The sequence below is a fragment of the Sphingomonas sp. genome (genome assembly GCF_003248515.1).
In the GTDB taxonomy this organism is placed as follows: Bacteria; Pseudomonadota; Alphaproteobacteria; order Sphingomonadales; family Sphingomonadaceae; genus Sphingomonas_I.
The window spans coordinates 90,476-103,876 of the sequence record NZ_QFOB01000005.1 but is presented as its reverse complement, the minus strand read 5'-3'; the positions used below and the strand labels follow the sequence as shown (position 1 = coordinate 103,876).

The 13,401-nt window shown below is 64.5% G+C and carries 7 protein-coding genes; 3 read left to right on the top strand and 4 right to left on the bottom strand.

Annotated elements, in window-relative coordinates; all coding sequences use genetic code 11:
* Positions 1–112: 112 nt before the first annotated feature.
* Both DI605_RS10130 and DI605_RS10125 read right to left on the bottom strand, forming a co-directional pair.
* A complete protein-coding gene (locus DI605_RS10130) occupies positions 113–1,216 on the bottom strand; it encodes a lactonase family protein (protein ID WP_293972856.1) in 1,104 nt (367 codons plus the stop codon).
* A gap of 124 nt (positions 1,217–1,340) precedes the next feature.
* Positions 1,341–2,297: a cupin domain-containing protein gene (locus DI605_RS10125; RefSeq protein ID WP_293972854.1), complete on the bottom strand. Its 957-nt coding sequence runs from the start codon at positions 2,295–2,297 to the stop codon at positions 1,341–1,343.
* A 181-nt stretch (positions 2,298–2,478) separates the two neighbouring features.
* On the opposite strand from DI605_RS10125, the gene DI605_RS10120 reads away from it, so the two are divergent.
* From DI605_RS10120 to DI605_RS10110, 3 genes are all read left to right on the top strand, one after another.
* The gene (locus DI605_RS10120) at positions 2,479–2,982 is read left to right on the top strand and encodes a CHRD domain-containing protein (RefSeq protein ID WP_293973389.1); all 504 of its coding nucleotides are present in this window, start codon (positions 2,479–2,481) and stop codon (positions 2,980–2,982) included.
* Positions 2,983–2,996: 14 nt separating this feature from the next.
* A complete protein-coding gene (locus DI605_RS10115; RefSeq protein ID WP_293972852.1) occupies positions 2,997–5,201 on the top strand; it encodes a PQQ-binding-like beta-propeller repeat protein in 2,205 nt (734 codons plus the stop codon).
* 408 nt (positions 5,202–5,609) lie between these two features.
* Positions 5,610–8,660: a TonB-dependent siderophore receptor gene (locus tag DI605_RS10110; protein ID WP_293972849.1), complete on the top strand. Its 3,051-nt coding sequence runs from the start codon at positions 5,610–5,612 to the stop codon at positions 8,658–8,660.
* A 511-nt stretch (positions 8,661–9,171) separates the two neighbouring features.
* Here the strand turns inward: DI605_RS10110 and DI605_RS10105 are convergent.
* Positions 9,172–10,395 carry a hypothetical protein gene (locus tag DI605_RS10105; protein ID WP_293972846.1) on the bottom strand — a complete coding sequence of 408 codons (1,224 nt, stop codon included), beginning with the start codon at positions 10,393–10,395 and terminating at the stop codon, positions 9,172–9,174.
* A gap of 14 nt (positions 10,396–10,409) precedes the next feature.
* Entirely contained in the window at positions 10,410–13,283 is a 2,874-nt protein-coding gene (locus DI605_RS10100; RefSeq protein WP_293972843.1) for a TonB-dependent receptor, read from the bottom strand.
* Between the last annotated feature and the right edge of the window lie 118 nt (positions 13,284–13,401).

Here is a 13,401-nt window from a genome sequence, read left to right as displayed (position 1 = left end):
GCTCTGGAAAAGCGTGGTAGAGGCGGGCTCCGCCTCGGGCGCGGCGTGCAAGCCGGAGGTCATCGGCATGGGCGACCACCTCGGCGATATTCCCTATCGTCCGAGATTTTCCCTATCGAATGTCGAGGAAGGCGACGCCCGGAACATCGAGGCTTCCGGGGATAGACCGCAGCCGCCCGTCCTGCGCGATCGCTAGGCAGGTCACCGTGCCGGAGCGTTCGTTGGCGACCAGCAATTCGCCCCGATCCTCCAGCAGCAGGAAGAAGCGCGGCCAATGCCCTCCGCAATCGACATGCTGGATCAGGCTCGCGGCCCCGTCCGGCGCGAGCGCGAAGACGGCGATGCTGTCATGCCCGCGATTGGAGACGTACAGCCGCGTGCCGGCGGCGTTCGGGGCGATATGCGCCACCTGCGAGGCGCCGGCGAAACCCTGCGGCAGCGTGGACATCACAGCCGTCTGCCGGAAGGTGCCGTCTTCGCTGGCGGCAAGCACGGTCAGCGTATTGGCCAGTTCGGCGACGAGATAGCAGACGGGCAGGCGCGGATGCCGCGCCAAATGGCGAGGCCCGGCCCCCGCCGGCGCGCGGAACGCGATCCGCATCTCGCCCAGCTTCTGCGTGGACGCATCATAGCCGTGGGCGAAAATGGAATCCGCGCCGAGATCCACCGAATGAAGCCAGCGCGAATCGCGCGTGAAGCCCACCCAATGCGCATGCGGCCCGGTCTGGCGCTGAGCGTCGGGGCCGGTCCCGTGATGCTGGGCCTCCTGCCCCTCGCCACCCGGCAGGCCCGTCACCCTGTCGAGCGGATAGAGCAGGATCGAGCCGCTGCCATAATTGGCGACCGCCACGGCCGACCGATCCGGGCTGATCGCGACATGGCATGGCCCGGAGCCCGGCATCGATCGTTCGGCCAGCGGCCGCAGCCCGCGATCATAGAGGCCGAGACGCCCGATCGCGCCCTCCGCGATCAGATAATGAAACCCGGAACGCGGCTCCCGCGTGCCGAACGAGATGTTGACGATCGAGGAAACGGGCTCGCCCACCGCCCAGCCGCTCTCACCGGAGATCAGGGGATAGAGCCCCTTCCCCCCCTCCTGCATGTAGGTGCCGGCGATCAGCTCCGCAGGGGGGGCGCTCCAGGCCGCGCGAGCCCCCAGCATCGCCAGTCCGCCGCCCATAACGGCCCGGCGCGTCCACAGCAGGGAATCGTCCATCCAGTCGGCTTTCCCTCATTCCAGCCGCGAACGGCCACGGTGACGCCGGCATGAACGCCGGCGGCGGGCATGGGTTCATCCCGCCGCCGCCCGCCTCATGCCGGCCGGCCGCCGTTGATCGAGATCAGTGCGCCGGCTCGAAATTGTGGAGGATCACCGGACGGGGATTGAGCGGAATGCGCGTGGACATCGGTGCGCTCGGATCGTTGCCGGCACGATGCCAGCGGCCCTTGGCGGCCGTCACGATATCGCCGGGCTCCGACACGAAATAGGGAAACCCTTCGATCTTGTAGCCGATCCGGCCTTCCATGATGAACCAGAATTCCGTCCAGTCCGTGTGGAAATGGCCCTTGTTGGTATCCGGCGGCACGGCATCCGCCTTAGGCCCGCGCAGGATGTTCGACGTGAAGTGATCGTCCCACACGAACTTTCCGTTATAGGGCTTGTCGCCCACCGCGATCGTCTTGAAGAAATCGACATAGATCGGGTTCGTATCGCGATCCCTGGCCGGCCCGGGATTGCCGGTGACCTTGGTATAGGTCTTGCCCGCGACCGGATCGGGCGTCTCGCTGGCGGGATAGAGCGGTGCCGAGCCGGCCTGTCGCACCTCGAACCAGAGCGCCGGCTTGGTGCCGACATTCTCGACCGTGTAGATATGGCGGAACGGCACGCTCACCATGAAGCCCTTGGTGGCCGTGAACGGCTCGACCCCGTCGATCGAGACCTTTACCGCGCCATCCCAGACGATGAAGACCACGCGATCATCCGCGTAGAATTTCGCTTTCGTCTTCTTGCCCACGCCCAGCGACACATAATCGCCATCCTGCTCCGGATTGCGAACGATCGGCTGCACCCAATCCGTCTTCCCCTTGTGGAGCGCGAGCACGTCGGCCAGCTTCCAGTGCACCCTGTTGGGCGCGGCATAGGCGGTCGGGGTCGTGGGTTTGGGCGCCCAGTAATCGACCGGCATTTTCGGCTGGGTCACGGGCATCGGATCCTCGCGCCCCGAAAATTGCGCGGAAGCCCCGACGGCCACGCCAATCGCCGCGACGGCGGCGCCCAGATACAGAAGGCCCTTCATCCCAATCTCCCACAGGAATGGCGCGAAACCGCACCCGCCATCATCGTCATTGCGATATTGTTGTATGGACAGGTATCATCTTGTATGCGATCCATGATCGCGTCAAGCCGACAATGAAAATCCGGAAACGTGCGCACGCCCGCACCAAACCGGCGAGGGAGGGAAGGCGAACGTGCGCTGGATGCTCACAGCACTATCCGTGATTTTTCTCGGCGCGCAATGCGCGGCGGCTGCCGGCTATAGGGCTGATCTCGGCCCCATGCCGCTGGATGACGAAACCAAGGCCTTCATTGCCGGACGGGGCGAGGCGACGGCGGAGATCGAAGGCGACAGACTGATCGTGAAGGGCCAGTTTCGCGGCCTGCCGTCCAACGCAACGGTCGCGCATGTGCTGCTGAGCCCGGCCATCGGCGTGCCCGGACGGACGATCTTCGACATCGACGTGACAGCCGCGACCGAAGGCACGGTGAACGGATCGATCAGGTTGACGAAGGCGCAGACACAGGCGCTTCGGGCGGGGCTGCTCTACGTGCAGATCGATAGCGAGAAGGCGCCGCCCGGCTATAGCTGGGGGCCGAAGGGAACATTGTGGGGCTGGCTGCTGCCGGATCATCCCCGTGCGGAGCAAGGCGTGCCGCAGCAAGGCCCCTGGTTCATCCCGCAATATGCCGTATCCGCACGATGAGGGCCTTTCGCACCATGAAGATACGCCGCGCCACCGCGCTTCTCGTCGCCGGTGCCGGCGGCGCTCTCGCGGCCGGGCTCGCCTTCGGCCAGGGGACGATCACCGGGCTGTTCACGCGCGCACAGGTAGAGGCCGGGCGCATCGCCTATGCCGAGCAATGCGCGGCTTGCCACCAGCCAGACATGATCGGCGCGAACGACGCGCCGCCGCTGGCCGGCAAATCCTTTTATGCTGTGTGGGGCAAGCGGCCGGTGGCCGCGCTCTACAGCAAGATCCACGCTTCGATGCCCTATGGGCGCGGGGCAAGCCTGGACGACGCCACCTATGCGGCGATCGTCTCCTACATCCTCTATGCCAATGGCGGCGCGGTGGGCGCGGGGCCGCTGGACTCCGCCTCCCTGGCCCTGCTGGGCACGGTGGCATCCGGAAAGGCGCCCGGCGATGCCTTTGCCGCCGCGCCGCCGCCCGCGACGGCCGCGAGTGAAAATCCGGAAGCGGCCCCCGCCACATCGGCGGGGTTCGCGGCGCCCGGCCAGGTCGTCAAATATTCGGATCCGGGCCGCTTCGTGCTGCCGACCAAACTGGGCCTGAGCGTCAAGGGCGACATCCGGAATTACGTGCCGGTAACGGACGCGATGCTGCGCGATCCACCGGCCGGCGACTGGCTGATGTTCCGCCGCAATTATCAGGGCTGGAGCTACAGCCCGCTCGCGCAGATCGACACCGGCAACGTGAAGGGCCTCCAGCTCAAGTGGATGTGGTCGATGCCCGAAAACGGCACGATGGAGGACACCCCCATCGTGCATGATGGCATCATGTACATGTGGGGCGTGGGCAACATCATCCAGGCGCTGGACGCGCGGAATGGCGAACTGCTCTGGGAAAACCGCCTCGGCCCCTTCCCCAAGAGCGCCGGCCCCGGCCCCTCCTCCGAAGAAACCCGCTCGATGGGGCTCTACGGCACCAATCTCTATGTCAACACGCCGCAGGGCCATGTCTACGCGCTTGACGCACGGACGGGCGAAGAGGTGTGGAAGGCGCATATCACCGACGAGAAGCCGGGCGTCGGCTTCTCTACCGGCGGCCTGATGATCATCAAGGGCAAGGTCATCGTGGGCATGACCAATTGCGGCCGCAAGGGCACGCCCGACCATTGCTATATCAGCGCCTATGATGCCGCGACCGGCAAGCGCGACTGGACGTTCACGACCGTGGCCCTCACCGGCCAGAAGGGCGGCGACAGCTGGGGCGGGATGCCCGACAATGATCGCAAGGGCAGCGAGACGTGGATCGCGGGCACCTACGATCCGGTGCTCGACACCACCTATTGGGGCACGGCGCAGGCCAAGCCCTGGCGGCGCGACGAGCGCGGTTCCTCCAGCGGCGCCACCGATTATGCGAACTCCACGCTCGCGCTGGATCCTTCGACCGGCAAGCTCAAATGGTCGTTCAATCATTCGCCCGGCGAGACATTCGATCTCGACGAGGTATTCGAGCGCGTCCTGATCGATCACGGCTCGGAAAAGTCGCTGCTCACGATCGGCAAGGCGGGCATTCTGTGGAAGCTCGATCGCGAAACGGGCAAATATCTGGGCTCCACCCAGACCGTCTTCCAGAACGTCTTCACCAGCATCGATCCGAAGACCGGGCGGCCGACCTACCGAAAGGACGTGATCGACCAGAAATCGGACCAGTGGCTCTCCTCCTGCCCCGGGCCCGAAGGCGGCCATAACTGGCAGGCGATGAGCTATCATCAGCCAACGGACGCAGTGGTGATCCCGCTGAGCCAGAGCTGCGTGCTGATGCTGGGCAATGGCAGCCAAGTCTATTTCGAGATGCCAGGAAGCGCCGGCAATCTTGGCCGCCTTTCCGCCTATCGTGCGGCGGATCTCACGCCGATCTGGACGGTGCAGCAGCGCGCGCCCTTCCTTACCTCGGTCGTGTCGACGGCCGGAAACGTGGCGTTCGTCGGCGATTTCGACCGCGTGTTCCGCGCGATCGACGTGCGGACCGGCGCGACGCTGTGGAAGACGCGACTCGGCACGACCGTGCAGGGCTTCCCCGTCTCCTTCACGGTCGACGGCAAGCAATATGTGGCGGTGACGACGGCGCTCGGCGGCGGCAGCCCGCAATTGAAGCCCGGCACGATGCTGACCGAGGTCCATCGCCCCGTAACGGGCTATGCCGTTTACGTGTTCGGGCTGCCGGAGGCGAAGTGAGGCGGGGCGCGATCCGCCGGCGGCTTTGAACATCGTGGCCGCGGCGGATGCGCCCCGATCGTGAATGCCTCCGATCGCGACGCCCCCTCCCCGCCGGATCGGCGCCAGCCCCGTTCGGCACGCCGCGCAGGCTGGAACGCCTCCGTCGCAACGGACCGCCTCTCCCCGGAAAAGGACCGCATCGCCATTTCCGCTTTCATTTTGAAAAATTCTTGTACACAAGATAAGAATGTTGTCGACAACATCAAAAAGATGGTCGACATAGATTGTAACGATCGACTGGAGAGGTCGCCAAAGCTCGAGGGGCACTGCCGGAACGGAAATACCGCCGGCAGGAAACGCGCCTAACCGGCGCGTCCTGGCGCTCATGGACTCTCCTCCTCACCGATCGGGAATGAGGGGATCCTGATGCTGCTACTCGATATTTCCCACGATCGTGGCTCCACGCATCGCCGACGCCTGCATGCCGTCAGCGGCATGGCGCTCTCGATGGCCCTGCTCGCCATGCCGGCCCACGCCCAGACGGCCGCCCCGGCCGCGCCGGCCACGCAGCCGGCGGCCGAGCCACCGACGGCGGCGGTGGCCGCCGAAATCGTCGTCACCGGTTCACGCATCACGTCCAGCGGATTCAGCGCTCCGACGCCGACGCAGGTGATCGGCGCGGCGGACATCGCCAAGCTTTCACAACCCAACATCTTCAACGCGATTACCCAGCTACCTTCGCTGATGGGCTCCACCGGCCGCGCCGTCTCGGTCGCCACCACATCGAGCGGCGTGCAGGGGCTCAGTTCCTTCTCGCTGCGCGGCCTTGGCGCGATCCGCACGCTCACACTGCTCGATGGCCAGCGCTTCGTCGGCGCGAACTATTCGGGCGTGCCGGACGTCAGCCAGTTTCCGCAACTGCTTGTCGAGCGCGTCGACGTCGTAAATGGCGGCGCATCGGCCTCCTACGGCTCCGACGCGGTAGGCGGCGTCGTCAATTTCGTGACCAACAAGCGCTTCAAGGGCTTCAAGGCCAATATCCAGGCCGGCATCACCGATTATGGCGATGACAAGGGCGTGACCGCCCAGGCGGCATGGGGCGGCAGCTTTGCCGACGATCGCCTGCACATCGCGGTCAGCGGCGAATATAGCTATCAGGGTGGCGTGCCCAATCCGGGCTTCGGCATCGTCGGCGCCAACGGCCGGAACTGGTATGTCTCGCCGGCCTTCGTACAGACCGGCACCACCAACACGCCGGCCGGCCAGCCGCGCATCAAGGTGATCCAGAATGCGCAGCAATATCAATATTCGAAATACGGCCTGATAACCTCCGGCCCGCTGCAGGGGATCGCCTTCGGCGCGGGCGGCCAGCCCTACCAATTCCAATATGGTTCGAACGGCACCGCCACGGGCACCGGCGCGGTGACGAACTGCACGCCATCCTTCTGCGTCGGCGGCGATACCAGCGGCGTGGTGGGCGCGGGCACCAGCCTCGCCTCCAAGCTCGAGCGCTTCAACGCCTATACGCGCGTCGGCTATGATTTCGCGCCGGAAAACGAGATCTATTTCACCTTCAACGCATCCCGCGTGAAATCGGAGAATTCGCCGAACCCGGGCTATGCCCAGCAGGCCAACCTCACGATCCAGTGCGGCGTGAACAATCCCAATGCCAACCCCTTCGTGCCGACCTCCATCCAGCAGGCCTGCACCAACAACAATATCACATCTTTCCAATATGGATCGGCGCTCGCCAATCTGGGCGATTTCATCAAGGTTCGCCCCGTGCGCACCAGCCTGCGCGGCGTGATCGGCGCGGCCGGCAAGTTCGAGGGCCTCGGCACCGAGTGGAGCTACGACGCCTATTACGAATACGGGCATAATTATACCGACATCAACGTACTGAACATGGTCAACATCAACCGGTTCAGAGCCGCCTATCAGGCCGTGCGCCTGGCGGACGGCACGATCGCCTGCGCCAACGTGGCGGCGCGCGCGGCCGGTTGTGTGCCGATCAACATCATCGGCGACAATACGCCGACCGAGGCGGCGCTGAACTATATCAAGCCCAAGATCGGACCCTATCAGCATACGTGGCAGAGCCAGAATGCGGCGGCGCTGAACATCAACGGCCAGCCGTTCGAAACCTGGGCCGGCCCCGTCTCGCTCGCCTTCGGCTATGAATATCGCCGCGAATGGTATCGCACGAAGGCCGATCCCTATGGCAACGGAGTGTTCGCGGATTCCCCGAACACCGCCGAATATCCCGCCGATCCGACCCAGAACACCACTTCCGGCAACAACTGGTACGCCGGCAACTATCATAACGGAACCGGCCGGTATCACGTCAACGAGGGCTATATCGAACTCGACGTGCCGATCTCGAACGAGGACATGATCGGCCGGATGAACATCAACGGCGGCTTCCGTCGCACCCGCTACAGCACGTCGGGCTGGATCAACAGCTGGAAGATCGGCGGCACATGGGACACGCCGCTGAAGGGCGTCCGCCTGCGCGGCGTGACTTCGCGCGATGTGCGTGCGCCGAACCTTTCGGAACTGTTCCGGGCGCCGCAATTCGCCAATGCCACCTATCTGGATCCGCGCGCGCCGGGCCAGTCGCCCACCGCAGGCACCTTCGTGCAGGCGCCGCTGAACCAGGTGGGCAATCCCTCGCTGAAGCCCGAAACATCGCGCAACACCACGGGCGGCATCGTCTTCAACGGCAGCCAGGCGGGCTTCCTCCCCGGCTTCAACGCCTCGTTCGATTATTACAACATCAAGGTGAAGGGGATCATCACCCAGTTCAGCGGGCAGCAGGCGATCAATCTCTGCTACCAGCAGAACATCACCAGCTTCTGTTCCTCCTTCAATATCGATGCCGCCGCCGGCCCGCTGTTCGTGAACGAGCAATTGTTCAACTTCGCGCGGGTCCGCACCAACGGTTATGATATCGAGGCCAGCTATCGCCGCCCGTTGAGCGGCGTCGGCCTGCCGGGCTCGTTCACGATCCGGGGCCTCGCCACGCGCGTGCTGCACTATACCGAGACGTCCGGCCTGCCGGGCACGATCCCGGTGGAGCGCGCGGGCGTGAACCTCGGCTCCACGCCGAAATGGAAGGTGTTCGCGATCCAGAGCTGGGATACGGACAAATTCTCGCTCTCCGTCACCGAGCGCTGGTTCTCCGATGGCGTCTATTCGAACGAATATATCCAGTGCACGCCGGGCAGCTGCCCGACCACGGATCCGACCGGCAACACATCGACGATCGACAATAACAAGATGAAAGGCGCCTTCTATGTCGATCTCGGCGGATCCTATAACATCACAAGCAACATCACGGCCTATTTCAAGGTCGACAACACCTTCAACAAGGCGCCCGAGCCGGCACCGGCGAACGGCGTGACCTATGGCTTCAATCCGCTTCTGTACGACATTCTGGGCCGCACCTACCGGGCCGGTATCCGTCTGAACTTCTGATCCGGTCGCTCCCCGAGCGGTCACCCCCTGGTCCCGGCCCGCAAGGGTCGGGACTTTCTTTTTGGGGAGACGGGCGTTTTGGGGAAACGGGGGCATTCCCAGATCCGCGATCCCGAACCCGGATTCCGGACGAACAAGATGACAAGAGCCTGCGTCGCGGAGGAAGACATCACGCCCTCTCGGCCGATCCGTGATGGAAGGGCGCGGATAGCTCGTCACAATTACCCGGACGGCAACCGCCCGGAATTTCCGATCGAACGTGGCTCACGGGAAACAGCCAGCCCGTTCGTGACGAGCGCAGCGCTCTGCGCCGGTCCGATCGGCATGTCGCACGATCCCGGACAGCATCTCGCGCGATAGGAGAGCGGCGCGACCGTGGACATTCCGGCGCAGCGGATCGGGGGGCCAATGTCCGCCCTTCCGCCGGAGGATGGCGTGGGTCGACGCGGCCCTGACGAGAGGGCGGGCGACGCGGCCCCTTCCGGACCCACGCCGCCGAAGCGCCGCGCGCTTATTTCGTCATCACGGTGACGCGGCTGACGCTGGTATCCCCGGCGTAGAGATTGCCCTGCTTGTCGAACACCCAATAGCTCGCCTCGATGAATTCGCCGGGGCCGATGCCCATGCCATTGCCCACGGCGCCCAGAATCCGGCCCGATCGGTCAAGCTTCAGGAACTGGCCATCCTGCCCGCTTGCCATCCAGGGATTGCCCTGATGATCGAACTGGATCGCGCAGATCAGGTTACGCGTCGGGATCTGCCGCAGGAAATGGCCGTCCGCCGAATAGATCAGGATGCGATAATCCTCGCGATCCCCGATCCACACATCGCCATTGACGGGATCGATGCCGATCGCATGGGCATTGGCGAACTTGCCCTGCCCCACATCATTGCCGAACCACTGGCGCACGAACTTGCCGTTGCGATCAAGTTGTAGCACGCGCGCCGCGCCGGACTGGTTGGCGGGATCGTCGCTTTGCGTGTCGTTGGGGCTCTCATTGCCATGGCCCTGCGCGATATAGACATCGCCATTCCGGCCGAAGGCGACCATCACCGGCTCCCACAACAGCCGCTGCCCCCTGGCTTCGTCCCAGTCGCCGCGATGGCCGCGCTGCCCCAGGCGCAGCAGGACCTTTCCGTCCGGGCTGAGCTTCGTGACGGTGGCGAGGCCGGTATCGACGATCCACACATTATCCTCGGCATCCACGGCCATGCCGTGAGCCTTGTTGTGATGCGGGATTACATCCTCGCCCACCGTGAGGATCAGCTTGTGCGCGCGATCATATTTGAAGAGTTGGGCCATGCCAGTGGGCTTGCGCTGGAACACCCACATATTGCCCCCGGAATCGAGCGCGACGGCCGGAACACCACCCGTGCCCGCCGGCAGATCGATCGGATAGCTGAACCGATAGCCGAGCGTCTGCGCCCACTGGACGCGCTGCATCTCGCTGCGCTTGGGCGCATCGGGCAGCACATTGCCGCAGCTTTGCGCCTTCCGGCAGGGTGGCGGATTGGGCAGATCCAGCCTGGGCGGTGTCGTCGGGCGAGGCAGCACCGTCACCATCCCGCCATGCGCCGTGGCGGTGAAGCCCTGCGGATCGGGAAAGCTGCCCTTGAGGAACCAGGCAGGCTGGCCATTTTCCGCCGGCCCGCGCGCGGGCGGCGCGGACTGGGCGATGGCGGCCGTCGCGAGGGCTGCGGCGATCGCCGCGCCCGATATGCCATGAAGCATCATCGTCTCTCCGCTCCTCACATCAGCTTCACGGTGAGGCTCAGCGTCACCGTGCGGCCATAGGGATTGTGGACTAGGCTGTAATAGCCGCTGGACGCATTGTAGAAGGGCGGATCCTTGTCGAAGACGTTCGTCGCCGCGATCGAGAGCTGCGATCCGTTGAGGAAGCCCCCGTTGAATTCATAGACCGCGTTCAGATCGAACGTCGTCAGCGCCTTCACCTTGTCGCCGCCGCCATTGGGATTGCCGTTCGCGTCGCGCGTCAGCGGATTGCGCGTGGACGTGGATGCCCAGTTGCGGAACGAACCCGTATGGTTTGCGAATACGCGCAGGACGAAATCGTCATTGCCCCAGCCGACATAGCCGCGCATCCGCCGCTTGATCGAAGCGAAGGTGCCGTTGTTGCCGGCGGTGTTCAGGATATCGTACGTCGCGCCACTGCCGAATGCCTGGGTATATTTGGTGAATTCGGTTCCCGAGACACCCACGCTGAACGTGCCCGAAGTGGCCGTCTTCAGATCATAATCGAGCTGGTAATCGATGCCGCCGATCCGCAGGTTCAGCCAGTTGGTGTTGAGCGTCTGATAGATATAGGCCGTGCAGGAGGCGAGTTGGCCCGCCTGCGGGATGCCCACCGTCTGCGCCTCGATCTGCCCCTGCGTGGCGCAATTCGGATAGAAGGTGGCGAGATAATTGGCGGACTGGATGCCCAGCACCTGCTCGATCTGGCTGCCGGTCACGCCGCCCTTGAAGTTGGTCCGCCAATAGGTGACGGCCGCGCGCAGGCCCGGCACCTGCGGCGGCGCCAGATCCACGCCGAGCGACCAGCCATCGCCATCCTGCGCCCCCGCCTTGGGATCGCCGCGCGTCACCTGGATGCCGTTCACCGAAGCAAGAGAACAGACCTGCTGCGACGTGGGGCAGGCATTGGCATTGCCGGCGGCATTGTTGATTGCTGCGCGCGCATCCGGGAACAGGGCGGTATCCACCGTCACGTTGCGCACGCCGGGCACCCAGGTGGCGGTGCCGAACGCGCCGAACTGATCGCCCAGGATCGTGAGCGGCGGGGCGACGAAGGAGGTGGAATAATTGCCCCGGAAGCGGAAGCCGCGCGCCACATCCCAGTTGAAGCCGATCTTGGGATTGGTGGTCGATCCGAAATCGTCATAATGATCGTAGCGGCCGGCCAGCGACAGATCCAGCTTGTGGACGAGCGGAACCTCCATCTCCTCGCTGACGAGGGGGACGTTCAGCTCCATATAGCCCGAATAGACCTTGCGATCGAAATCGAAGCGCAGCTGCTGTGAATTGGTGCGTGCCGGCCCCGCATTGGAACGGCTGACGAACTGGCCAAGCTGCGTATTGAAGATCTCGCCGCCAACGGCGACCTTCACCGGCCCAGCCCACAGATCGAACAGCGATCCGCTGACGCTCAGGCGCGCCTGCTGATAGCCCGTCGTATTGCGAAGCATGTTGGTATTGTCGAGCAGCCGTGCGCGCGTTTCGGCCGAGGTGCGATTGCTGCCCGCCGCATTCCACACATCCAGCGCGTTGGCCGCCGTCAGCGGCAATTGCGTGACGATCGTGGTGGTGCCGGGAATGGAGGGCGTCGTCAGGTTGCCGGCGCCGTTCGTGGTGCCGTTGAGCGCCAGCAATGCCGCCGATCCGTTCACCGCATTCTGGCTGAAGGTGGAGCTTTCATCCCGCCCCGCGCTGGCCAGGAAATCGATCGACCAGTTGGAGGTGAGCGCATAACTCGCGGTGAAGGCCGCATACATGCTGTCGGAATCGCTGCGATTGCGCGCCGGGCCGAACAGCGAGGTGGTATCGTAGCGGATCGTCTGGCTCGTGCCCGTTCCCGTATAGAAGGGATTGGCCTGCGCGCCGGACTGGAATGCCGTGGCCTGCAGCGTCGTGTTGCCGCCGAGCGTCACGCCGCGTCGGCGCCCGTAGAGCAGATCGAGCCCCACCGTGAGCTTGTCGGTCATGTCGAGCGTGATCTTGCCCATCACATTCTGCCGGTTCTCCTTGCCCAGCAGATCGATCATTCCCCAGGTGGTGCAACGATTGACGTTGGTGCCGATCTGGGCAGGATCGCAGAAGGGCGAAAGGAAGTTCGATCCGAACAGGCCGTTGCCCACGGAGCGCCCGGTCTGATCGGGATAGGTGAAGCTGCGATCCTTCGCGCGGAGATTATCCTGATGGATGTAGGTCGCGCCGATCACCGCCGAGCCGGTATCCCAGCTCTTGCCGATCAGCAGGCCGCCCTGATGGCCGAGCATGCCATCCCGAACGGTGATCTGCCCATCGGCGCGCACGCCATCGAAGCGCTTGCGCGTGATGAAGTTGATTACGCCGGCCACGGCATCCGATCCGTAAACCGAGGAGGCGCCCTCCGCGAGAACCTCCACCCGCTGCAGCATGTTGAACGGCACGATGTTCGGATCGAGGAAGGTGTGGTTGGTGCCGCCGGTCGGCCCGCGATGCCCGTCAATCAGCACCAGGGTGGAATTGGAGGCGCTGGCGCCAAGCTGGTGAATGGAGGGCTGGTAGAAGGCCGAGGTGACGCCCTGCCCCGTCGTGCCGCTGAGCGAGGGGATCGATTGCAGGGCGCCCGTCACGGTCTGCTGGCCGGTCGCGGCAAGCGCCTCCGTGCTGACGGACACGAGATTGGAGCCGACCGGCGCGGTGCCGCGGATGCTGGTTCCGGTAACGACGATCTCGGCGACCTCGTCCGCGCTGGGCGGCGTCGCGGAGGATGGCAGGGCACCCGCCTGCGGAGCTGCCGGTGCCGGCGCATTCTGCGCGGGGGCAACGGCAGGAAGGAGGGTGGCGGTCACGATAGCGAGGGCGGACGCGCCCAAGGCATGGCTGTGGCGTCGATTGCGCATGATTTTCCTCTCCCATCGAGCGGCTTTGCGCCGCTTCTGCGCATGGGTTAGCTTCGCTTGAGATTATATGCAACATACTTGTCTTGTATATTACACTGCACAAGCGCGGATATGGTGG

Bases quoted from the DNA above. Each gene is read 5' to 3' on its own strand.
- DI605_RS10130 (WP_293972856.1), bottom strand. From the start codon at position 1,216: ATGGACGATTCCCTGCTGTGGACGCGCCGGGCCGTTATGGGCGGCGGA.
- DI605_RS10125 (WP_293972854.1), bottom strand. From the start codon at position 2,297: ATGAAGGGCCTTCTGTATCTGGGCGCCGCCGTCGCGGCGATTGGCGTG.
- DI605_RS10120 (WP_293973389.1), top strand. From the start codon at position 2,479: ATGCTCACAGCACTATCCGTGATTTTTCTCGGCGCGCAATGCGCGGCG.
- DI605_RS10115 (WP_293972852.1), top strand. From the start codon at position 2,997: ATGAAGATACGCCGCGCCACCGCGCTTCTCGTCGCCGGTGCCGGCGGC.
- DI605_RS10110 (WP_293972849.1), top strand. From the start codon at position 5,610: ATGCTGCTACTCGATATTTCCCACGATCGTGGCTCCACGCATCGCCGA.
- DI605_RS10105 (WP_293972846.1), bottom strand. From the start codon at position 10,395: ATGATGCTTCATGGCATATCGGGCGCGGCGATCGCCGCAGCCCTCGCG.
- DI605_RS10100 (WP_293972843.1), bottom strand. From the start codon at position 13,283: ATGCGCAATCGACGCCACAGCCATGCCTTGGGCGCGTCCGCCCTCGCT.